Here is a 22,157-nt window from a genome sequence, read left to right as displayed (position 1 = left end):
CACCCATGGCCACCGCGATTCGCGCGCAGGTCCACCGCGGCATGGTCCGGATAGCCGGTGGCGACTTCAGCATGGGTTCGGAGAGTTACTTCCCCGAGGAGCGGCCGGTGCATCGGGTGCGAGTCGATTCGTTCTGGATCGACCCGTACCCGGTGACCAACGCCGCCTTCCGGCGATTCGTGAAGCAATCCGGATACATCACGGTCGCCGAACGCATTCCGGCGGCCGAGGACTACCCGGATGCGGAGCCGGCGGACCTGACACCCGGCGCGCTGGTGTTCCGGCCCACCTCGCGTCCGGTGCCATTGGACAATTGGCGCCGCTGGTGGCGGTACGTTCCGGGTGCCAGCTGGCGCCATCCGCACGGGCCCGGCAGCACGCTCGACGGGCTCGACCGTCACCCGGTCACCCAGATCGCCTACGAGGACGCCGCGGCCTACGCGGCCTGGGCCGGCAAACAGCTGCCCACGGAGGCGGAATGGGAGTACGCGGCCCGCGGCGGACTCGATTCGGCCACCTACGCCTGGGGTGACGAATTCGAACCCACCGGCCGGCGCCTGGCCAATGTCTGGGTCGGCGCATTCCCCTGGAAGTTCCATCCCGGCCGAGGACAGACGCCCACACCCGGGACCACGGCGGTCGGCACCTATTCGCCCAACGGCTACGGTCTGTACGACGTGACCGGCAACGTGTGGGAGTGGACAGTCGACTTCTTTCGCCCGGGGCACTCGGCGTCGTCCTGTTGCGCTCCACTCAACCCACGCGTGGACACACCCGGACTCGAAGCGGCGCAACGCTTTCCACGCCGCGTAGTCAAGGGCGGCTCATATCTGTGCGCGGCCGACTACTGTCTGCGCTATCGTCCGGCCGCCCGGCAGGGGCAGACCGAGGACACCGCCACCTGCCATCTCGGATTCCGTTGTGTCGTGCGTGATGGAGGTCCGTGACGAGCGATGTGCCCGAACCGAACTCGTTGATCAGTTCTCGATCCGGCCGTCGAGGTAGACCCACGCCCCGTGGTCGCGGCGGAAGCGGCTGTTCTCGTGCAGCTGTCCCGCCCTGCCGTGGGCACGATAGTGGGCACGGAACTCCACCGTGCCCTCGGCGTGGAACGGTCCCCCGCCGGTCGTGCCGAGGATCTCGAGCCGGTCCCAGCGCAGTCCCGGGTCGAAATCCACGTCGGCGGGCCGGGTTTCGGGAGCCCAGCTGCGCAGCAGATACGCCTCGTCCCGCACCGCGAAGGCGCTGAAGCGCGACCGCATGAGCTGTTCGGCGGTGCTCGCCTCGGCTTCGCCGCGATGCAGGCGCCCGCAGCAGTCGGCGTAGGCGGCGGGCAGCCCGCACGGGCAGTCCTCGGGCACGGGACGGGGAGTGCGGCGCTTCGACATGGGCCTAAGCGTAGAAGCTGCGTCCGGCGGGTCCACCGGACACCGACCAGACCTCGACGATCCGCCCGTTCTCGAATCGCAGGATGTCGGTACCGCTGATGTCGCGCACGACGGTGCCGTCCGGATCGACGACCCGGGCGCCGTAGGGCTGCGCGATGAGTCCGGTTCGGCCATCGGCCATGTCGACGACGGGTATGCCCTGCGGGGCGTACTCCAGGCCCGGCCGTTCGGCGCGGAACGTGTCGATGACGGCGGCGAGGGCCGCGGGGTCGTGGACGTCGTCGAAGACGGTCGCGCCGGGCTGGGCGTAGCGGAGGGTGAATTCGGGGGCCATGATCTCGCCGGCGATGGCGAGGTCGCCGTTCCACAGCGCCGCCCAGCGGTTGTACAGGTCGATGGCGTAGTCGCGCATCCCAACTCCTATAGTCTCATTGATATGGTCTGGCGGGAATGAATGTATAGTCTCAGTGATATCGTGTCAACCGAGAGGAGTTGCCGAATGACCGACCTCGGCCCGCAGGACCACATCGTGCTGGGGCTCATCGCCCGGCACGGCCCGCTGACGCCCTACGACCTGAAGGTCCGCCTCGAGGAGAGCGTCGACAAGTTCTGGCCCATCCCGCACGCCCAGCTCTACCGCGTCCCGCCACGCCTGGCCGAGCAGGGCCTGCTGCACGAGGAGGCCGAGGAGAGCGGACGCCGCCGCCGCGTCTTCCATCTCACCGACGCCGGCCGCGCCGAACTGACCCGCTGGCTGGGCGACCCGACCTCGCCGCCGCCGGAGACCCGCGATCCCGCGCAGCTGAAACTGTTCTTCGCCGATCTCGGCGAGCCCGGTGACGTGGTGGCACTGGCCCGCAATCAGGCCGCCGAGCATCGCGGCTGGCTGGAGCTGTATCGGACGCTCTACGCCGAGATCGATCCGGACGACAGCGAGCGCGCGACCTCACGCGCCCGCGTGCTGCGGCTGGGCATCATGCATGAGCAGGCGTACGTGGATTACTGGGAGGAATTGGCCGCGAACCCGGACGAAGCGCCCGGTTCGCGACCGTGATCGCCCCGCAGGGCAGACGACAGTGGTTGCCCCGCAGGGCATTACGACGCGTGTTCTGGGACGGGGTGGACCGGGCGGAGCATGCCCGGTTCACCCTCGGTCAAGTGACCGATAACTCAGTCATCCTCGTCGAGCACGACCGCGTAAGCGAAACCGTCCCAGCCCTTTCCGCCAACGGTCTGCAATACGGTCCCGTCCAATCGCGGCTCGGCGGCGATCAATTCGATGACCTCCCGGCTGGCCCGCACTGCGGCATCCGTCGACGCCGCGTCGGCGATGCCGCCATTGCGCACCACATTGTCGACGATGATCACCGACCCGGGCCTGGTCAGCCGCAAAGCCCACCGCACGTAGTTGGCGTTGTTGACCTTGTCGGCATCGATGAAGACCAGATCGAACGGTTCCGGCTGCTCCTCGGCCAGCGTCGGCAGCGAGTCCAGCGCCGCGCCGACCCGGATGTCGACCCGCTCCCCCACACCAGCGCGATCCAGATTGCGGCCCGCGACCTCGGCGTGCTTCGGCTCGTATTCGAGGGTCACCACTCGACCGGCCTTCCCGACGGCCCGCGCCAGCCAGGTGGTGCTGTATCCACCCAGCGTGCCGACCTCGAGTACCCGCCGAGCCCGAACGGATTTCGCGATCAGATACAGGAATTTGCCCTGCGGCGGCGAGACGTCGATGGCGGGCAGTCCCGCCGCCGCGTTCGCCCGCAAGGTTTCCGAATCCTCGTCTCCCACCAGGGTTTCGACGAGATAGCGATCAACTTCGGCCCAATCGGCAGTCGTCATACCCGAAGTCTGCCACCGGCTCCGGCGCACTCCCAGCATTGCGCTCACGCTGAGAGATTTCGCACTCGTAGGCCGGGCTCGGTGCCGGGCGCGCTCTCGCCGCACCCGGCACCGGGTCCGTTCAGAACAGGAAGTATCGCTGTGCCATGGGCAGTTCGGTGGCGGGCTGTTCGGCCCACACTTCCCCGTCGATCCGGACCGTGAAGGTGTCCGGCTCCACCTCGATGCGGGGCATGGCGTCGTTGTTGGGGAGGTCGGCCTTGGTGCGGCTGCGAACATTGGCCACCGGCACCAGTTTCCGGTTCACCCGCAGCCTGTTCGCGAGGCCGTCCTCGATGGCCTGCTCGGACACGAAGTGCAGCGAGGTTCCCGCTGCCACGCTCGGCGCGGCCCCGAACATCGGGCGCGGCAGCACCGGTTGCGGAGTCGGAATGGACGCATTGGCGTCGCCCATCGCGGCCCAGGCGATGGTGCCGCCCTTGATGACCGCGTGCGGGCGGACCCCGAAGAAGGCGGGCTCCCACAGCACCAGGTCGGCCAGTTTGCCCACTTCGATGGAGCCGATCTCGGCGTCGAGGCCGTGCGTAACCGCCGGGCAGATGGTGTATTTCGCGATGTAGCGCCGCACCCGGTTGTTGTCGGCCGCGCCGTCGCCGGGCAGCGCGCCGCGACGGCGCTTCATGACATGCGCGGTCTGCCAGGTGCGCATGACCACTTCGCCGATGCGGCCCATGGCCTGCGCGTCGCTGCCGATCATGGAGATGGCGCCCAGATCGTGCAGCAGATCCTCGGCCGCGATGGTGGAGGGCCGGATCCGGCTCTCCGCGAAGGCCAGATCCTCCGGAATGGACGGGCTCAGGTGATGGCACACCATGAGCATGTCCAGATGCTCGTCGAGGGTGTTGATGGTGTGTGGCCGCGTCGGGTTGGTGGAGCTGGGCAGCACATTGAGATGCGAAGCGACGGTGATGATGTCGGGCGCGTGCCCGCCGCCCGCGCCCTCGGTGTGATACGAGTGGATGGCCCGGCCCCGGATGGCGGCGAGGGTGTCCTCCACGAATCCGGCCTCGTTCAAGGTGTCCGAGTGCAGCGCCACCTGTACGCCGGAAGCGTCGGCCACGGTGAGGCAGTGGTCGATGGCGGCCGGGGTGGTGCCCCAGTCCTCGTGCAGTTTGAAACCGCCGGCGCCGCCGCGCAATTGCTCCCACAGCGCATCCTCACGCACGGTATTGCCCTTGCCCAGCAGCAGGATGTTCACCGGCCAGGAGTCGGTGGACTCCAGCATGCGGGCCAGATGCCAGGCGCCGGGGGTGACGGTGGTGGCCTTGGAGCCCTCGGCCGGTCCGGTGCCGCCGCCGACGAGGGTGGTGATGCCGCCGGCCATGGCCTCGTCGAGGATCTGCGGGCAGATGAAGTGCACGTGGCAGTCGATGGCGCCCGCGGTGACGATGCGGCCGTTGCCGGCGATGATCTCCGTCGAGGGACCGACCACCAGATCCGGATGCACCCCGCTCATGGTGTCGGGGTTGCCCGCCTTGCCGATGGCGACGATGCGGCCGTCACGGATACCGATGTCGGCCTTGATGATTCCCCAGTAGTCGACGATCACCACGCCGGTGATGACGGTATCCGGGGTGCCCTCGGCGCGGGTGGCGCGGGCCTGGCCCATGGATTCGCGCAGCACCTTGCCGCCACCGAAGACGGCCTCGTCACCGGCGAGACCCGGTCCGCCGCTGCGGTCCTCGGTGATCTCGATGAGCAGATCGGTGTCCGCCAGGCGGATTCGGTCGCCGACGGTGGGCCCGAACAGTTCGGCGTAACGGGCGCGGGACAGTTCGGCCATCAGGCATCCAGCTTTCCGGGTGGGGTGAGGCTGATTCCGTGCACCTCGCGGGCGCCGCCCAGCGGGACCAGCGAAACCCGCTGCCCCAGACCGGGTTCGAAGCGCACCGCGGTGCCGGCGGGAATGTCGAGGCGGCGGCCGTGGGCGACCGCACGGTCGAATTCCAGCGCGGTATTGGCCTGCGGGAAGTGCACGTGCGAGCCGACCTGAACCGGCCGGTCACCGGTATTGATCACGTCCAGTTCGATGCGCTCCGCGCCCGCATTGAGCTCGATCATGCCTTCGGCACAGAGGTATTCGCCAGGAATCATGGCCGTCATCCGATCGGGTGGTGGACGGTGACGAGCTTGGTACCGTCCGGAAAGGTGGCCTCCACCTGCACGTCGTGGATCATCTCCGGCACCCCGTCCATGACGTCGGCGCGGGTGAGCACGGTGCGGCCCGAGGCCATCAGCTCGGCGACGGTGCGCCCGTCGCGGGCGCCCTCCAGCACATGGTCGGTGATGATCGCGATCGCTTCGGGATGATTGAGCCGCAGTCCACGGGCCTGTCGCCGCCGGGCCAACTCGGCCGCGTAACTCAGCAGCAGGCGCTCCTGCTCGTGCGGCGACAGTCGCATTCGGACTCCTCGTCGAATCGCGGGGACGGATCGTCGGTCATTCTGGCACGACCCGCGTTACCAGCATGTTTCGGTGATCCACGACCCGCGGACGCCTCGTTCCGACGCGGCGATTCCGGTTCCGCGCCTTCAGTTCTGGGGGTTGAGGTTCTGCAGCCGGACCTGGCCACGCGCCACTGTCCGATCCTGCTCGTCGGTGATCACCACCTGCCACAGCTGCTGCGAACGCCCGCGGTGGATCGGGCTCGCGACACCGGTCAGCTTGCCCTCCCGCACCGCGCGCAGGAAGTCGGTGTTGTTGTTGACGCCCACCACGGTCCCGCGATCGCCCAGCCAGGCTCCGGCCGCCACACTGGCGAGGGTCTCGATGACCGTGCAGTACACACCGCCGTTGACGATCCCCGCCGGCTGATACTGCTGCGGCGTCACCACCCACTCCGCGACCGCCCCGTCACCGCTCAGCGCGGTGAACTTCAGCCCCAGCAGGTCGGTGAAGGTGCCCTCGCTGAGCTTGTTCATCAGCTCCGGGGTGATATCAGCCAGGGACTTTATCGAGGAGAAGTCGTCGCTCATGGCTCCACGTTCGCACGCGGGATCTTGATCCCGACCGCCGGGTCGGCACCACCACTTGTCTAGTTAGGCAAGCCTGACCTATACTAGGTTGGCGTCAGGATCGAGCGAGGCCCCGAGGGCTGCGGTGGCCCCGATCCCCTGCCGGTGGTGGGTTCCGTCGACGGCAATCGTTCAACGGAACCCACCACATTCGTCTTATCCGGCCATGCCCCACAGCATGCGGATCCATCCCGGGTATCGAGCGCTCTCCACGTCGTAGAGCTGCAGGTCGAGCGGGACCTCGGTGCCGCCGCGCGGACCACGCAAACGAACGACGCGCTCACCGGCATCGTGGCAGTCCCCGGATTCCGACCACAGCCGCCGGAACTCCGGATTCCGGCCCAGCTCACGCAGATACGGGATGGACCATTCCTGAGCATCGTGGGTCGCGATTCGCGCCCGCAGCACCGCAATCGAGGCACGCGCCGCCGCCTCCCGGTCGATGACGGCCGCGGCGGACCGGGGATCGTCGAGGAGCCAGGTCAACCAGCAGCCTCCCTCGGCGAGCCCGGGAAAAGCGCGGTGCGCGGACCGGTTCAGGGCCAGCACATTCCACCGCGAATCGACATAGCCGGCCGGATCCGGGTCGAGCCGTTCGAGGCGGCGCAGCATGGCCGGTGTGACGGCAGCCCGCAACGCGGCGGGTTCCGGAGCGGCGCGGTCCGGCAATCCGGCCAGATCGAACAGATATCGCCGCGATCGGTACGGCACCGGATGGACCCGGTCGAGACACCCGAACAGCGCATCGACCACCGGTTGCGTCGGCCGGCCCCGCCGCCCGAGCTCCAGATGGGTGATGTAGCTGGCGCTGACACCGGCCGCCATCGCGAGTCGTTCGCGCGACACTCGCCGTTCGTCGCGAAGCCGACGCAGCACCTCCCCGAAACTCGGCGGCTCCACGGCCACGGGAGCATCCATCGGCGCCTGCAACTCCAGCTGTCCCCGCACGCACACCTGCCCGTGGCCGCGTCCGTGGCCACCACCGACCGACGGGCCGTCCGCAATCGAGATCCCCACTGACCCTTGCTTGTTCGCCACGCCCAACCCTCTTCCTTGCCAGCTACTATGACCCCGGCCACTTCTCACGCTAGATCCCCGAGCGGGGCCGACAGGGTGCTGTGCGTGCCAGCCAATCGGCTGACAGCGACCTGTGGGTTCCGTCCGCGCCCGGTGTGGGTTTTCGGATCGGCTCGCAGTGACTCCGGATCGGCAGGTGTGCACTGCCCGGGTTCCGGGGTGCACGGCGGGGGTGATCGGTGCGACATCACGAAGCCGCCAATTGTGCTGTGGGCGCACAGTTGTCGCCTACGCCTGCCAGCGCCTGGTCCGGTGCCGCCCGGTCCGGGAGGCGAACGAGCAGGTCGGGTTCGATCGGGGGATCCGGTCGGCGGATTTTCCGGCATTCCGTTCCTAGTAATGGGCCGTCACCGATGCACGAAGTTTGCCCGGGTCTCCATAAGATCAGGCCAGTCGTTTTGTTCGGCACGGATGTGGAGCTCGAGGTCGGGCGAGTTCCGAGGGGAGTTGAGATGGCCGTCCTCCTGGACGTGGAGTCGTACCCGATCGAGCACCGGCCCACCGTGGTCACCGAACTGGCGAAATCGGTTGCTCTGCAGGTCGATGCGGAGATGCTGGATCCACCGGAGCGGATCGTCGCCCGCCATGAGCGGTGGCGGCTGGGCGTGGCCACCCTGCATCGCGTGCGGATCTCCTCGGTTCGGGTGCGCCGCACCACCGCCCAGGTCCATCGGACGCCGTCCTCGGCGGTCGCGGTGATGTTGCAGCGGCAGTCGGTGCGGCATCAGTATCAGTACGGACGGCACACTTCCACCGCACCCGGCGAATGCGCGGTCTGGGACTTCACCGCGCCGTTCGAGGCGGGCTGGGACGGCGTCGGCGAATCGTGGTGTATCGCCGTCCCCCGGAATCGGATCGGGCTCTCGGGCGAGACCGTCGCCGCGGCCGCCGGCCGCCTGCGCCACAGTCCACTGCACGACATGATCGCCGGGCAGATCACCGAACTCATCGAGGGCGCCGACGCGCTCGAACGGGATCCCGCCGCGGTCATGATCGGCCAGTGCTGCGTGGAAATGATGCGGGCCCTGCTGCTTTCAGCGTCCGGGCACACGGGCGACAGCACCGCGGCCATCCCGCACCAGGCCGTGGTCCGTGCGGTCCAGACCTATGTGCGCGAGCATCTGGCCGATCCGGACCTGCGGGTCGAGCAGATCGCCGCCGCGCACAACATCTCCTCTCGCTATCTGTACCGGCTGTGTGCGGCGGCGGGAATCCGGCTGGAGCAGTGGATCATCGGCGAACGGCTGGCAGCGGCCCGCGCCCTGCTGGTGGATCCCGCCCACGGCAGCCGCACCATCAGCGCCATTGCCCACACCGTCGGATTCCGCGACGCGACCCATTTCACTCGCCGCTTCCGCGCGGCCTACGGCATGACTCCGCGCGACTGGCGGTACGCCACGACGGCCGGGTGAAGGTCGCTCTCACTCCGCTCCGGCGCCGCGAGCAGCCGAACCCATGACCGCCCGCCACTCCCGCGGGCCGACCCCGTAGGTTGCACGGAAACGGCGGGTGAAGTGGCTGGCATCGCGAAACCCGGCGGTCCGGGCCACCCCGCCGATGGTGCGGCCGGCATGTTGCGGGTCGGACAGGATCCGACGTGCCAGCTCGAGCCGCTCGGCGATCACCCACTGCCGCATCGAACGTCCCGCATCAGCCCACAGCCGGTAGAGCTTCCGCTCCGAAATATTGTGTACCGCAGCGACTTCCGCCGCGGTGAGATCCAGACATCCCAGGTGGGAACGCAGATAGCTCTCGATCTGCCCCAGCAGCAGCGGACCGGGTAGCGCGGCGCCGCAGCCGTCCGCGGCGAGTCCACCCGCGGCCGAGAACACCAGCGCCCGGATCAGATCCGCGCACATCCCCCCGATATCCGCGGTATCGGAATCGGATTCGATATCGTCGGCTCGGCCGACGGTATCGGCGATGAACGTGGACACCATCGGGTGTAACGGACTGTGCCGCAGGCCGAGTGCGGCGGCCCGCACCGATCCTCTCGGCAGCCCCAACTCGTCGAGCGAGATCCGCAGGCTCGCGCTGATCGAGGGTCCCCGGGTCACCGACACGAACGGGGTGTCCATATCGAGGACGCCGCACAGTCCGGACGTGAGCACCTCCTGCACGCCGAACTGCTCGTGCACGCGAACACCATCGAATTGCCGGGCGATCGACAGGATGCCCGCCCGACTGGCCCGGATATGCCCGGACGTCCTGACCACCTCGAGGCCGGACAATTCGGCCCGCAGCAGGCGCACCGGCCCGAAGATCCACTCCTCGAACCGGCCGTGGACCGCGCGCGGATCGGTGAACCGCACATCCGCGCCGGCCACTTCCTCGGCGGTCGCGGTGGCCAGGGCGTCCGCCCGCTCGTGCCGGGCGAGCGACCCGGTGTCGAATACGACAGCCATCCCGTCCTCACCATCTCGACGCGACCGTCGCTCCCATCACGGCGTCTCGAACACACCCGAAGCCGCCGCGGTGAAGAGTAACAGCAAGCGTCCAGCACACGTGACGTCGGCTCCGGATCGGCACCCCGGCCCCACTGTCGGGACAATGACGAGATCCCCTGCCGCACAGGATGCTTACCACTCGGCGAACCAGAGGCACCATCGACGCGGTAGGCCCTCACGCTACCGCGAACAGCAAACTATCGGCTGCCGTGTCCGCAGTCATGGCACGACCGCGGGTTCACCACCGTGCCGACCGGGGTCCCACCGGTCACGAGCTTCCCGGAAGGATCTACGCGCACTGATCCCCCGCCGAAAACCCTGCGACGGCACGGCGGTGGGTTTGCGAGGATGGCGCGGTGACCGTGACCGCTCCCCCGATCTTCCACGGCGACTTCGAAGCCCACCTCACGGTGCGCGCGACCGATGCCGGACGCCTCGAGCAGTATGCCGCCGCATACGGATTGAAGTTCGTTCTCATCGTGCTGGAACGCGGCCGCGTCATCGACCAGCCGATGCTCACCGTCCGCGCCTCGGGACCGCTTCCCGCGGTTGCGGATTCGGTAGCGGCACTCACCGCGCGCCTCGACGCGGCGGGATTCGAGGTGATCCGCGCCAAGATCGAGGCGACGCCCTGGGCGGCGGGCGTCCCCACCACCGACGACGCAGCCGTCGCACTGGGTGCCGCCTACTACTTCGAGCACCACATCAAACTGCTGCTCACACCCGGCACCGAGGCGCACGCACTCGCCCGCCTCGCCACCGCCCACTCCGCACACCTCTCCGCCAATGCCCGCCGCACCCGCCCCGACGGCCGCACCGAGCGGTTCGTCACCCAGCGCTGCCGGTTGGTCGGCGACACCACCGCCACCGCACGCCACACCGCCCTACTGACCGCGCTACAGGCGAACAAATACGAAGTACTGTCCGCCGAACGTGAATTCGTCGTCCTCGACACCGACGAGTCGATCGACGCCGGCTGGATCACCGAGGGAGGGAATCGGCCATGACAACCAACCCGTGGACCGCGCTGGGCCCCGGCCCGTGGGAGCCCACCGCCGTCGTCCCGGCCCAGCCGCCGTCCGAAGCGGACCGGGAACTGCGCGACCTGCCCGGCACGCTGCTGCCGGTCGCGGGCGACGGCGTCCTGCAGCGGCCAGTCTTCGATCCCGCCATGGCGGCGCATCGCATGGGAATGCGTTTGAGCGAACCGCACTTCGACGATGCGGACCTGGCTGCGGCCTGGTTTGCCGCCCGCCGCGACGCCCTCGATACCGTGCTGGGGGCCATCGCCGATTCCCCTTGGACCGACCACCTGGTATTGCGCGGCAGCGTCCTGCTCGGCGCCTGGTTCGGCGACCTGGCCCGCGAGCCCGGCGACGTGGATTTCATTGTGCTGCCCACCGAGTGGGAGTTCCACAGCGACCTCACAGACAGCATGCTCGCCGACATCGCCGCCCGAGCGGCCGCGGCCGCCGAAGCCTCCGAGTCGATCCGTCTCCGCGTCGGCGAGGCCGTCGATGCCGACATCTGGACCTACGACCGGGTCCCCGGTCGCCGTCTGGTCGTGCCCTGGACCGCCACCGATGCCCGGATCCCTTCGGGCACCGTGCAATTGGACTTCGTGTTCAACGAGCACCTGCCCGAACCGCCGCGCTGGACCGAGATCCCTCGCCTCGGCCGCCCCGGCCCGGCCGCCGCCGTGCTCGCGGCCGGCCCGGAACTGTCGCTGGCGTGGAAACTGCTGTGGCTCACCGACGACCGCTTCCCCGAGGGCAAGGACCTCTACGACGCCGTCCTGCTCGCCGAGCACTGCACGCCGACGCCGGAACTGCTCCGCGCGGTCACCCCGGACACCCGGTTCATCCAGCTGCCGCACATCGCCCTCGCCGCCGACTGGGCCGAGTTCGCGAAGGACCGCCCGGACCTGGCGGACCAGCAGGAGACCTTCGCCCGGCGGCTGACCGAAGCCCTCGCGCCGGCCTTTCACCCGGGAGATGTCGACGAGGAGCACTGACGGGGATTGCCGCTCATGCGCTGAATTTCCATGACCGGTGGGCGGGGCGCGGCGGGACGTGTTACAAACCAATTCTGCGGTTTTCGCCGTGCCCGCACGTACGAGAGAGACGCATCCGCATGACCGGTCCGGTCGAGTACTCGCTGTTCGGCGCGATCGAGGCGTGCGTCGACGGGGCCCCGGCGGCCCTGGGCGGGCCGAAACAGCGGTGTGTGCTCGCCGTACTGCTGGCCGAGCGCGGCACGGTCGTCAGCGTCGACCGGCTCACCGACGCGCTGTGGTACGACGAGCCGCCCGCCAAAGGGCTGGTATCACTGCGGTCCTATGTCTCCAATCTCCGCAGGTGCCTGACGGCCGCCGGGACCGATGCCCCGGTGACGCGCTTGGAGACCTTGCCGCTCGGCTATCGGCTGACCCTGCTGGGCGAGGATCGGCTCGACCTCGCCACCTTCGAACACCTGGTCGATGAGGGCCGCGCGGCGCTCGGCCGCGACGACGCGGAACTCGGGTTGGACAAGCTGACCACAGCGTTGCGACTGTGGCGCGGACGGCCTTTCGGCGAATTCGCCGATCACGAGTTCGCCCATGCGGAAGTGCTGCGGTACTCGGTGCTGCGCAGGCTCGCGATCGAGTCCCGATTCGACGCCGCGCTGCGGCTGGGCGGCGGCAGTGAGCTGATACCAGAAATCGAGGCCGCACTCGCGAACGATCCGGTCCACGAAAAGCTGTGGGGCCATTTGATGCTCGTGCTCTTCCGCACCGGACGCGGACCCGACGCGCTGGGTGCCTTCGAGCGCGCCCGCGACGCACTCGACCGGGAAGTGGGGGCACCGCCGGGCGACGAGCTGCGCGCCCTGTATCGCAAGATCAGCGACAACAGCACCGAGCTGCTGCTCGAAAGACCCTCGCCCGCACCACTTGTCGTGACCGGACCGGACGCCCGCCGACCGGCCCTGGTCGGCCGCGCCGTCGAACTCGAAGCGCTCACCGACTCGGTGACACGCGCCCACGCCGGGTCGGGCGGTCTGATCGTGGTGACCGGGGAGAGCGGAATCGGCAAGACGGCCGTGGCCGACGCGGTGTCCGGCCGCGCCGGCGAGGCCGGTCTGACGGTCGCCTGGGCGGCCCACCCCACCGGTATTCGCGTCCCCCAACTGTGGATATGGATCCAGATCCTGCGCCGCCTGGGCGACGAATTCGGCGACGCGGGCCGGAACGCGGTGCGCCACAAGGCCCCCGGCGTCATCGACGCGCTGGTGCCCGAGTGGCACACCGGCGCGGCGGCCACGCCCGGGCCCGCCGCGACCGGCTTCCCCCTCTTCGAGGGCATCGTGACCGCCCTGGCCGAGCTGGCCGCCCTGCGCCCGCTGCTGCTGGTCATCGACGACCTGCACCTCGCCGACGCCGCCTCGGGCAGCGCCTTGCTCCTGCTGACCGCACGCATCGCCCGCCTGCCCATCCAGATCGTCTGCACCTGGACGTATTTCGGCAGCGGCCGCCCGGTCAATCGGCAGCTGTACGAGAGGCTCACCGGGTCGAGCGAGATCTCGACCGTGCCCCTGCGGGGCGTGGACAGCGATGCGGCCGGCGAGCTGATCGAGCGGCTCACCGGCGCGCCCGCCACCCCGGAACTGTCGCAGCACCTGTGGGCGCATGCCCGCGGAAATCCCTTCTACATCAAGGAATTGGTGCGAGCACTCGCGGCCGGAGAACAACCGGGCGGCCCCGCCGTGCCCGACCTCGACGCCGTCCCCGATGCCATCGCCGCCGCGGTCGGTCGCCGGCTGGCGGTGCTCGACAAGCCCAGTCGGCGCGCGCTCGCCGCGGCCGCGGTGATCGGCCCGGAGTTCGATGTCGCGACGCTCGCGGGCATCCTCGACTCCCCGGTCCAGTCGGTCCGGGCCCGGCTGCGCCCGGCCTACGAGACGGGTCTGCTCGACGAGCACCGGGAACGGCCGGGGGTGTTCTGCTTCAGTCACGGCCTGCTGCGCGACGCGGTGCTGGTGCGGATTCCGGTGGCGGAGCGGACCGCCACGCACGCGGCCATCGCGTCGGATCGCGCTGCCGCGCTGCCGACCTCGCCCTATGAGGAGGCCATCGCCGCCGCCGACCACGCGTGGCGGGCTGGCACCGAGATCAATACCCATGCGGCCCTGGAGATCCACGAGACCGTGATCCAGCGTGCCCTCGCCCGCTCCGCCTACGCGGACATCGTCGCCCTGGCCGAGCACGCGCTGCAGATCTGCCGCCGCCTGCCCGCCAAACCCGAACTGCTGGAACGACAGTCGTCCCTGTGGCTGCACCTGGCCGGGGCCCGCGGCATCCTGCACGGCCAGACCAGCGCCACGGCCCTGGCCGCCGTGCAACGCGCATTCGAACTCGGGGAGCAGATCGACGGACGTGACTTCTACGGCGCGGCGGCCATGCGCTGCATGATGCTGTGCGCCCGCGGCCGGCTCGACGAGGCCGAGGTCATCGCCAACGGCCTCCGGGCCCGGTACGGGGCCTCGAACGACCCCGCCGCCGGGGTCGCGAGCCACTTCGTGGACATCATGACCACCGCACTGCGGGGCGACCGGGACGACATGCTGGCCCGCGCCCAGCGCATGCTCGAGACCTTCCCGCCACCGGAGACGGTCGGCGACCCGACACACTTCTTCCATCCCCGGGTGTACTGCTGGATGGGTTTGATGGAGGCGCTGCGCGGCGACCGTGCCGCGGCCGAAGAATGCTGCCGGATGTCGTTGGAGCTGGCCCGGACTCGCGGTGACGTCTTCAATATCCTGGCCGCGCGGCTGACCTTCGTGGAGGTCTACGCGGTGCTGGGTGTCACCGAGGGCACGGCGGGCGCCGCCGCGGCGGTGTTCGAGGAACTCACCGCAGCGGGCGGTGGACAGTGGGCGGCCTGCGCCAAGGTGGTCGAGGTCTGGGCACGCGTACTCACCGGCGACCACACCGATCCGGCCGCCGCTTTCGCTTCGTTCGAGGCCATCACCGAGGACGGCAGCACCGTCATGGCCCCGTTCTTCCTGGCCCTGCTCGCCGATATCGAGACGCGCCGCCACCGCACCGCCGAGGCGCTCGGACTGCTCGCCCGAGCACAGGGCATCGCGGACACCACCGGCGAGCACGCGTGGGACCCGCTGCTGTCGGCCCGAATCGCCGGCCTGCGCCGGGTCGCCACGCACGAGTGACGCGACCACGGGGCACGAGTGACGGGACCACCGAGACCAGTTATCCGTTCACTCGCCGGGCATCGTCCCCGTGCAGACCTTCGCGCCATTGAGCAGCCCGTCGCGGTATGCCTCGACTCGGGTGTATCCGCTGCCCTGCCGGTCGGTCGAATCCTGGCCGCGGAATACCAGCAGCGCCGCCAGCGCCTTGTCCAGATCACCGGGTGACATGCGGATATTGCTGGTGGGCCGGTTCTCCAGCAGCACACTGGCCGCCCAGGCGCCCGCATAGCAGTCGCCCCGCAGCGAGGCGGTGCGGTCGTCGGAGTTATCGCCGTCGCGGGCCTCGACGGCGAGTCCGTATTGCGTGGCCAGCAGGGTCGCCACCGCGAAATCGCCGCCCTCGTCATAGAACTCGGGCATCGACCGGACACCGTCGTATCCGATGAAGTTGTCGGGAACGCAATAGAACAGGCTGTAGGAACCGGTGGGTGAGCCACCGCAGCTCGGGGCGCGCCGTGGATCGAATCCCAGCACCTGCCGCACCGGCTTCCAGGGTGCGCCGAACAAGGCCGGATACACCGCGGACCAGTAGTCCTCCAGATCCACCGGGGCGAGCTGGACGACCTGATCGTAGGAGGCGTTGCCTCCGGACGCCGCGTCGGCGGCGGGCCGGAACGGCAGTTCGATGACCGCGGGAGTGCCGTCCCGATAGTCCTTGCACGCGCCCGGCCCGCTGTCGAACCCGGTCTGGAAGGAGTTGACCCGATCGAACCCGCTGCCGTGGGCCGACCCGTTCGTCTTGTCGGTCCCGGGTTCGTCACGCAGGGACAGGAATCCGGCCAGAGCGCCGTCGAGATCGTGCGCGGTGGCGTGGAATGAGCTGTGGCCGGCGACCACGTCCGCGGCCCAGGCTCCGGCGAAACAGTCGGCCTGGATCTCCTTGGTCACCGTGAGCCCTTGGAACCCGGCGCGGGCCTGGACGGCGTGCCCCCACTCGTGGGCCAGCACGATGGGAATGACGAAGTCCCCGTAGCTCTTCCGCAGCGACGGCAGCAGGCCCTCGGCATCCCAGGCGACCACATCCCGGTCCGCGCAATAGTAGGCGTTGCCGGCGATGTCGGCGGCCGCATTCGCGCACGGCGGCAGCGGCCCGGTCGACGGCGTCACCGCGTAGAACCCACCCGTGACCGGCCCATATGCCGAGCCGTAGAGCTTCGGGAACTGCTCGGACCAATACCGTTGCAGATCGCTGATCGCCTGCGCCGCAATCGTGTTCACCGCGGCCCCGGCATCACCGTGGACGGCCACTGCGGAACTCGGCGTCCCCGAGCCCGTCTCCGATCGCGTACCGCAGGCGGCGGTCAGGACGACGGTCGCGGCCAGAGCCGCGAGTCCGAGGGTACGAGACGCGCGCATGGCCGCTCCTTGGGTTCCGCTGTATCGGTTCGTCGCCGGGTCTCGCGGACGGTAAGCGGCCCGGATTGGAACCGGCATGGACGGCTGTTCCAATCGAATCCCAATCCCGCGTGGCTACCTTTCGACGGCTCGATTCGACAAGGAGGTGCCCATGATGATGGGAAATCGCGGCCTGATCGGGGTCGCCGTGGCGGCATTGGCGGTGAGCGTGGCGCTCACCGGCTGCGGTGGCAAGGACAGCGCGAAGAGCGCCCCGGCGTCCTCGGCGTCGGTGACCTCGAGCGCGGCCAAGCCGACCACATCGGCGAATCCGGCCAACAGCAAACTCGCCCCGCGCACGCTCGACACCACCGGTGGCTCGAACTACACGATCGCCGACTACATCAAAGACCAGCACATCATCGAAACCCCGGTGCACAACGGCGATCCGGGCGCGCCGGCGATCGGCCTGCCCTTCCCCGACGGCTGGGCCAACGCCGGGGCCGATACCCCCGACTACGCCATCGGCGCGATCGTCTACGACGGCGCGGAGGCGGCGGGGGCGAACTACACCCCGAATATCATTGCGCTGCTGTCGAAACTGCAGGGCACGGTCGATCCGCAGAAGCTGATCGCCGACGCCGCCGGCGAGATGAAGAACCTGCCCGGCTTCACCCAGATCGGCACCGGGTCGGTCACCACCATCTCCGGATTCCCCGCCTACCGGAGCGCGGGAACCTACACGCTGCAAGGCATTCCCGCGGTGTCCGCGCAGGAGACCGTGGTCATTCCGGGAGCGGGCGGCGTCTATTACGTCCTGCAGCTGAACGCCACCAGCAACCAGGACCAGGCCGGCGTGCTGCAGTCGGCCATCGAGACCATCGACCAGCAGATCACCATCACGGTCTGAGGAGCGAGGCCCGACAATGTCTGTCCCGGAACCCGATTCGCCGCCCGGAACACCGGAGGAGTCGCTGCTGCGGATGTTCCTGAGGGTCGCGGGGCTGCCGTTCGTGCTGTCCCAGGCCGCTGACTATCCGATCGGCGTCAAGCAGTTCCTCCAGTTGTGCCTGATCGTGCTCTATCCCGCGTGGCTGGTGCTGATGCTCACGGTGGCAGTGCTCTACGGCGTGCTGTGGATTCTGCTCTGGCCCTTGCATTCCCGGCGGCGACCCGACTCCACCCAGGCCTCGGACGACGCAGCGGGGCCGGTGTCCGTCTCCTGACCCCGGTCGAGACCGGATCCGGTCTCGACCGGCCGACGACAGGTGCGGGTCGGGCCTACCTGATGCAGACCCGGCGGACCGGGAGACCGCGGTCCTCGAACGCGGCCAGCATGGCCTGGCCGCGGCGCGCGCCCTCCGAGGAGGAGGTGCGCGACAGTGCGGGCACGTAGGTCGCCGCGCCCACAATGGATTCCGCGACCAGGCCCCAGAAGCGGCGGACACCCAGACCCGCGCAGCGCGCGATCGCCTCCTGGACCAGGGACAGGGCGGGCAGGCAGCGGTGGGCGAGCCAGACGTAGAGCGCCGGCTCACAGGGCAGGGCCACGACACCGTCCTCGCCGGTGAGGAGGTCGCCGTCGATCACGCGGATCGTGGTGTCGGACAGGCCCGCCCAGTCGATGCCGCCGTCGTTGTCCGTGTGGATCCACAGGTTCTCCAGGCCCGGATCCCAGGCCCGGCCCTCGGACACCACCATGGCCATCACCCGTCCGATCACCGCGTGGATGAGCGCCGTGGCCACCACCTCGGCCGCGATGTCGGCATTGCTCATCTCGGCGGCGTGCCGCCGGTACATCACCTCGATCCGGCCCTCGCGGATGCCGTCGGCGAGCCGCCACCAGCGACGTTTTCCCTGGTCGGCCATGGCGGCGACGGCGTAGACGCGCGGGTGTTCGGGTTGCAGGGCGCGCAGGCGGGAACAGGCCGTCCCGAAGGCGAGCCTGGAATCGCGTGGCGTGGACACGGTTACGGGTTCGAGCATCGAACCTCCTCATTCATCGACTATTCGGCCAATGCGACTATTCGGCCAATGCATGGACAATGAGCACGGGAAGATAGGTTAGGCTTACCAGACTTATCGAGCAATGAACGCGTCAGGAGTAGTTCGTCACCGTGCCCGCCGTAGTCACCACCAGACGGCGACGTCTGTCCGAACTTCTCGTTCTCGCCGCCCTCCTGCTGTGTGCCGTCGCGGCCAGCATTGCCCTCGGCTCGCGGAATCTGAGTCTCGGAACCGTGTACGACGCGCTCATTTGCCCTGGCGGACTGCCACTCTCGTGTCCCGCGGACAGCTCGGCCGCCCAGATCGTGCGCGAATTACGCCTTCCGCGAACAGGACTCGCCCTGGTCACCGGACTCGCGCTCGGCATGGCCGGCGCCCTCATCCAGGGCTACACCCGAAACCCGCTGGCGGACGCCGGATTACTGGGCATCAATGCGGGCGCGGCCTTCCTCGCCGCGCTGAGCATTCACCTGCTCGCCCTCACCACGCCCGCGCAGTACATCTGGTTCGCCTTCGCGGGCGCCCTGCTCGCCGGCCTGGTCGTGTTCGGCGTCTCCTCGCTCGGGGGCGGCCGGGCGAGCCCGCTCAGCCTGGTCCTCGCGGGCGCGGCCGTCACCGCATTCCTCCAGGCGATGACCAATATCGTTGTCCTGCTGGATGGCACGGCCCTCAATACCTACCGCTACTGGGTGGTCGGCGACGTGGCCGGGCACGACGCCTCCACCTTCGGCCAGGTGCTGCCCTTCCTCGCCCTGGGCGCGATTCTCGCTCTGGCCTCCGCCCCCGCCCTGAACCTGCTCGGTCTCGGCGATGATGTCGCCCGCGGTCTCGGCGTGAATGTCACCCGCAGCCGGGCGCTCGGTCTGGCCGCCGTCGTCCTCCTCGCGGGCGCGGCCACCGCCGCCGTCGGGCCGATCGCCTTCCTCGGCCTGATCGTCCCCCACCTCGCGCGCGCCCGCACCGGCCCCGATTACCGCTGGCTGCTTCCCTTCTCGGGCCTGCTCGGCGCTCTGGTCCTGCTCCTGGCCGACACCGCCGGCCGCCTCATCGCCCGGCCGGGCGAACTCCAGGCCGGTGTCACCCTCGCCGCCCTGGGAGCGCCGTTCTTCATCCTTCTGGTTCGCCGCCGAAAGCTGGTGAGCCTGTGACTCTTCCGACACCTCCCAACGACACCGCAGCCCCTGTGAGCCCTGGCCACCCCACGGCAAACGCCTCCGGAAGCACCGGATCACCCTGCGCCCGGCTCGCACCGGCAACACCGCCGATCGCCTCCGATCACCCCGGCACTCCCGGAAGCGCGGAACCAGCCGGGAGCGGCGACCGGGCTCGCGCTGACGAATTGCGCGCTGTCCGGCCCGCGGTGCGGGTGGGCGGGTTCTCGGCGGTGCTGCGGATCGGCGCGCTATTCACCGTGATCGCGCTGGCGGCCCTGTTGTTCGGGTTGTTCGCGCTGGATATCGCGATGGGCGAGTTCCGGATTCCGCTCGGGCGAGTGCTGGATGCGCTGGGCGGCGGAGGGACTCGCGCGCAGCGGTTCGTGATCATGGATTCACGGCTGCCCAGGGCGCTGACCGCGATCGCGGTCGGAGCGGCACTGGGACTGGCGGGCGCGGTGACGCAGTCGATTCTGCACAATCCGCTGGCCAGCCCGGATCTGCTGGGCATCACCTCCGGAGCGAGCTGCGGTGCGGTCGCGGTGCTGGTCGGGATGGGTGGCGTCGGGACGGGCATGGCTGCGGCGCTGGGCGTTTCGGCGGCGGCACTGGCCGGCGGGCTGCTCACCGCCGTGCTGATCTACCTGCTGGCCTGGGGCCGGACCACGAGCGGGGACAGCGGGGTCATGGGATTCCGGTTGGTGCTCATCGGGATCGGCGTGAACGCGGCGCTGCTGTCGGCGGTGAGCTGGCTGCTGACCCGGGCCACGCTCACCGATGCCGCGCATGCCCAGCAGTGGCTCACCGGATCGCTGAACACCGCGGACTGGTCGACCCTCGTGCCCGCCGCGATCGGCCTGGGCGTCGCACTGCTCGTCACGGCCGGGTCGGCGCGGACGCTGGCCGCGCTGCGGTTCGGCACCGACACCACGCGCATCCTCGGCGTCCACATCCAGACCCAGCAGGCGATTCTCGTAGCCGCCGCGGTCGCTTGCGCCGCGCTCGCGACCGCGGCGGTGGGCCCGCTCGGGTTCGTCGGGCTGGCCGCACCGCAGATCGCGCGGCGGCTGCTGCGGACCCCCGGGGAACCGGTCATCGCCTCGGCACTGGTCGGAGCCATCGCGGTGGTCGGGGCGGACCTGCTCGCGCGCACCGTCTTTCCCGTCTCACTCCCGGTCGGCGTGGTCACCGCGGCCGTCGGCGGACCGTTCCTGCTCTACCTGCTCGTTCGCACCAACCGGAAGGCGACACTGTGACTCTCGCTGCGGAAGACATCACCCTCGGCTACGGCGAGCGGGTCATCGTCGACGGGCTCTCGGTGCGGATCGAGCCCGGGCTGATCACCACCGTCATCGGCCCCAACGGCTGCGGCAAGTCGACGCTGCTGCGCTCCCTGGGCCGGTTGCTGCGGCCCCGGTCCGGCCGGGTCCTGCTGGACGGCAAAGCCATCTCCACCATGAAGACCAAGGACATCGCGCGCATCGTCGGCATGCTGCCCCAGACGCCGGTCGCGCCCGAGGGCCTGACCGTCGCAGATCTGGTTGCCCGCGGCCGTCATCCGCATCAGTCCTGGCTGCGGCAGTGGTCGGCCGACGACGAGGCCGAGGTGACCGCTGCGCTGGAACAGACCGGTATCGGGGACCTGGCGGACCGCACCCTCGACGAGCTCTCCGGCGGCCAGCGCCAGCGCGCCTGGATCTCCATGGCGCTGGCCCAAGGCACCGACATCCTGCTGCTCGACGAGCCGACCACCTACCTCGACCTCGCCCATTCCCTCGAGGTCCTCGACCTGGTCGATCGCCTGCACGACGATCTCGGCCGCACCGTCGTCATGGTCCTGCACGATCTGAATCTGGCCATCCGCTACAGCGACCGCCTCATCGTCATGCACGCCGGCCGCATCGTCGCCCAGGGCGTCCCCGCCGACATCATCGACGCCGAACTGCTGCGCGAGGTTTTCGGCCTGCGCGCCGAGGTGCTCGAGGACCCGGTATCGGGGCGGCCGATGATCGTGCCGATCGGCGCCCGGCATGTGCGCGACTCCCGATCCGGAGGCATGCCGGCGGACGCCGGGGTATGAGCAATACCACACCAGCAACTCGCCGGTTACGACGGGCTGTAGTACGCATTCCTGTCGTTGTCTCCGTAAACTTGTGGGATGGCAGGTCTTGGTGAACTCGAGAAAGCGGTCATGGACCAATTGTGGTCGGCCGACGAACCGCAAACGGTCCGGCAGGTCCATGAAGCCCTCGCTGAGCGTCGTGAACTCGCGTACACCACGGTGATGACCGTTCTGCAACGCTTGGCGAAGAAGAATCTGGTGGTCCAGCAGCGCGACGACCGCGCACACCGGTACGCGCCGGTGCACACTCGCGACGAACTCGTCGCCAGCCTCATGGTCGACGCGCTGCAGCAGGCGGACGAGGTCGGCAGCCGCCGCGCCGCACTCGTGCACTTCGTCGAACAGGTCGGTGCGGACGAGGCTGCCGCATTGCGCGACGCACTCGCTAAGCTCGAAGCCACCGAGGTGGCGCGCAAGGACAAACCCGAGTCCAAATAGCCGTAGCCTCGGCCCGAGCCCCA

The 22,157-nt window shown here is 69.3% G+C and carries 23 protein-coding genes; 12 read left to right on the top strand and 11 right to left on the bottom strand.

Annotated features, from left to right (window positions below):
• Positions 1-5: 5 nt before the first annotated feature.
• Positions 6-947, top strand: coding sequence for a formylglycine-generating enzyme family protein (locus tag ABZ909_RS05720; RefSeq protein ID WP_356996454.1), 942 nt, complete (start codon positions 6-8; stop codon positions 945-947).
• 30 nt (positions 948-977) lie between these two features.
• Here ABZ909_RS05720 and ABZ909_RS05715 read toward each other — a convergent pair whose 3' ends face one another.
• Together ABZ909_RS05715 and ABZ909_RS05710 are read right to left on the bottom strand one after the other, a co-directional pair.
• Entirely contained in the window at positions 978-1,388 is a 411-nt protein-coding gene (locus tag ABZ909_RS05715) for a YchJ family metal-binding protein (protein ID WP_356996453.1), read from the bottom strand.
• A gap of 4 nt (positions 1,389-1,392) precedes the next feature.
• Positions 1,393-1,800, bottom strand: coding sequence for a nuclear transport factor 2 family protein (locus ABZ909_RS05710; protein ID WP_356996452.1), 408 nt, complete (start codon positions 1,798-1,800; stop codon positions 1,393-1,395).
• An 87-nt stretch (positions 1,801-1,887) separates the two neighbouring features.
• On the opposite strand from ABZ909_RS05710, the gene ABZ909_RS05705 reads away from it, so the two are divergent.
• Entirely contained in the window at positions 1,888-2,442 is a 555-nt protein-coding gene (locus tag ABZ909_RS05705) for a PadR family transcriptional regulator (RefSeq protein ID WP_356996451.1), read from the top strand.
• A 116-nt stretch (positions 2,443-2,558) separates the two neighbouring features.
• Here ABZ909_RS05705 and ABZ909_RS05700 read toward each other — a convergent pair whose 3' ends face one another.
• The 6 genes from ABZ909_RS05700 to ABZ909_RS05675 form a co-directional block, all read right to left on the bottom strand.
• Positions 2,559-3,230, bottom strand: coding sequence for an O-methyltransferase (locus ABZ909_RS05700; RefSeq protein WP_356996450.1), 672 nt, complete (start codon positions 3,228-3,230; stop codon positions 2,559-2,561).
• A gap of 121 nt (positions 3,231-3,351) precedes the next feature.
• Positions 3,352-5,073 (bottom strand): urease subunit alpha, encoded by a 1,722-nt coding sequence (locus tag ABZ909_RS05695; RefSeq protein WP_356996449.1) that lies wholly within the window; start codon positions 5,071-5,073, stop codon positions 3,352-3,354.
• Positions 5,073-5,384, bottom strand: coding sequence for an urease subunit beta (locus ABZ909_RS05690; protein ID WP_356996448.1), 312 nt, complete (start codon positions 5,382-5,384; stop codon positions 5,073-5,075). Before ABZ909_RS05690 ends, ABZ909_RS05695 begins: the two co-directional genes overlap by 1 nt.
• A gap of 5 nt (positions 5,385-5,389) precedes the next feature.
• Entirely contained in the window at positions 5,390-5,692 is a 303-nt protein-coding gene (locus ABZ909_RS05685) for an urease subunit gamma (RefSeq protein ID WP_356996447.1), read from the bottom strand.
• A 129-nt stretch (positions 5,693-5,821) separates the two neighbouring features.
• Positions 5,822-6,265, bottom strand: coding sequence for a PaaI family thioesterase (locus ABZ909_RS05680; protein ID WP_356996446.1), 444 nt, complete (start codon positions 6,263-6,265; stop codon positions 5,822-5,824).
• 195 nt (positions 6,266-6,460) lie between these two features.
• The gene (locus ABZ909_RS05675; protein ID WP_356996445.1) at positions 6,461-7,321 is read right to left on the bottom strand and encodes a helix-turn-helix domain-containing protein; all 861 of its coding nucleotides are present in this window, start codon (positions 7,319-7,321) and stop codon (positions 6,461-6,463) included.
• A gap of 512 nt (positions 7,322-7,833) precedes the next feature.
• Between ABZ909_RS05675 and ABZ909_RS05670 the strand changes: the two genes are divergently transcribed.
• Positions 7,834-8,793, top strand: coding sequence for a helix-turn-helix domain-containing protein (locus tag ABZ909_RS05670; RefSeq protein WP_356996444.1), 960 nt, complete (start codon positions 7,834-7,836; stop codon positions 8,791-8,793).
• 9 nt (positions 8,794-8,802) lie between these two features.
• On the opposite strand, the gene ABZ909_RS05665 is transcribed toward ABZ909_RS05670, so the two are convergent.
• Positions 8,803-9,786: an AraC family transcriptional regulator gene (locus tag ABZ909_RS05665; RefSeq protein ID WP_356996443.1), complete on the bottom strand. Its 984-nt coding sequence runs from the start codon at positions 9,784-9,786 to the stop codon at positions 8,803-8,805.
• Positions 9,787-10,184: 398 nt separating this feature from the next.
• On the opposite strand from ABZ909_RS05665, the gene ABZ909_RS05660 reads away from it, so the two are divergent.
• The 3 genes from ABZ909_RS05660 (at position 10,185) to ABZ909_RS05650 (ending at position 15,036) form a co-directional block, all read left to right on the top strand.
• Positions 10,185-10,835, top strand: a complete 651-nt coding sequence (locus tag ABZ909_RS05660) for a hypothetical protein (protein WP_356996442.1) — start codon at positions 10,185-10,187, stop codon at positions 10,833-10,835.
• Positions 10,832-11,842, top strand: coding sequence for a nucleotidyl transferase AbiEii/AbiGii toxin family protein (locus ABZ909_RS05655; RefSeq protein WP_356996441.1), 1,011 nt, complete (start codon positions 10,832-10,834; stop codon positions 11,840-11,842). The genes ABZ909_RS05660 and ABZ909_RS05655 overlap by 4 nt, the downstream gene beginning before the upstream one ends.
• A 119-nt stretch (positions 11,843-11,961) precedes the next feature.
• Positions 11,962-15,036, top strand: a complete 3,075-nt coding sequence (locus ABZ909_RS05650) for a BTAD domain-containing putative transcriptional regulator (RefSeq protein WP_356996440.1) — start codon at positions 11,962-11,964, stop codon at positions 15,034-15,036.
• Positions 15,037-15,084: 48 nt separating this feature from the next.
• On the opposite strand, the gene ABZ909_RS05645 is transcribed toward ABZ909_RS05650, so the two are convergent.
• Complete coding sequence (locus tag ABZ909_RS05645; protein ID WP_356996439.1) at positions 15,085-16,434, bottom strand: neutral zinc metallopeptidase; 1,350 nt, start codon at positions 16,432-16,434, stop codon at positions 15,085-15,087.
• Positions 16,435-16,585: 151 nt separating this feature from the next.
• On the opposite strand from ABZ909_RS05645, the gene ABZ909_RS05640 reads away from it, so the two are divergent.
• On the top strand, positions 16,586-17,323 hold the full coding sequence (locus ABZ909_RS05640; protein ID WP_356996438.1) for an LpqN/LpqT family lipoprotein: 738 nt from the start codon (positions 16,586-16,588) through the stop codon (positions 17,321-17,323).
• Between the two features lie 16 nt (positions 17,324-17,339).
• Positions 17,340-17,639: a hypothetical protein gene (locus ABZ909_RS05635; RefSeq protein ID WP_356996437.1), complete on the top strand. Its 300-nt coding sequence runs from the start codon at positions 17,340-17,342 to the stop codon at positions 17,637-17,639.
• 55 nt (positions 17,640-17,694) lie between these two features.
• Here the strand turns inward: ABZ909_RS05635 and ABZ909_RS05630 are convergent, their stop codons facing one another.
• Entirely contained in the window at positions 17,695-18,399 is a 705-nt protein-coding gene (locus tag ABZ909_RS05630; protein ID WP_356996436.1) for a hypothetical protein, read from the bottom strand.
• A gap of 131 nt (positions 18,400-18,530) precedes the next feature.
• On the opposite strand from ABZ909_RS05630, the gene ABZ909_RS05625 reads away from it, so the two are divergent.
• The 4 genes from ABZ909_RS05625 to ABZ909_RS05610 all read left to right on the top strand — a co-directional run bounded on the left by ABZ909_RS05625 (position 18,531) and on the right by ABZ909_RS05610 (position 22,134).
• On the top strand, positions 18,531-19,568 hold the full coding sequence (locus ABZ909_RS05625) for an iron ABC transporter permease (protein ID WP_356996435.1): 1,038 nt from the start codon (positions 18,531-18,533) through the stop codon (positions 19,566-19,568).
• A gap of 191 nt (positions 19,569-19,759) precedes the next feature.
• The gene (locus ABZ909_RS05620; protein WP_356996434.1) at positions 19,760-20,830 is read left to right on the top strand and encodes an iron chelate uptake ABC transporter family permease subunit; all 1,071 of its coding nucleotides are present in this window, start codon (positions 19,760-19,762) and stop codon (positions 20,828-20,830) included.
• Positions 20,827-21,654, top strand: a complete 828-nt coding sequence (locus tag ABZ909_RS05615; RefSeq protein ID WP_356996433.1) for an ABC transporter ATP-binding protein — start codon at positions 20,827-20,829, stop codon at positions 21,652-21,654. The genes ABZ909_RS05620 and ABZ909_RS05615 overlap by 4 nt, the downstream gene beginning before the upstream one ends.
• Positions 21,655-21,732: 78 nt before the next feature.
• Entirely contained in the window at positions 21,733-22,134 is a 402-nt protein-coding gene (locus ABZ909_RS05610; protein WP_354831823.1) for a BlaI/MecI/CopY family transcriptional regulator, read from the top strand.
• Positions 22,135-22,157 lie beyond the last annotated feature (23 nt).

The organism is Nocardia sp. NPDC046763, from assembly GCF_040645495.1.
GTDB lineage: Bacteria > Actinomycetota > Actinomycetes > Mycobacteriales > Mycobacteriaceae > Nocardia.
This window is presented reverse-complemented; position numbering and strand designations above follow the sequence as displayed.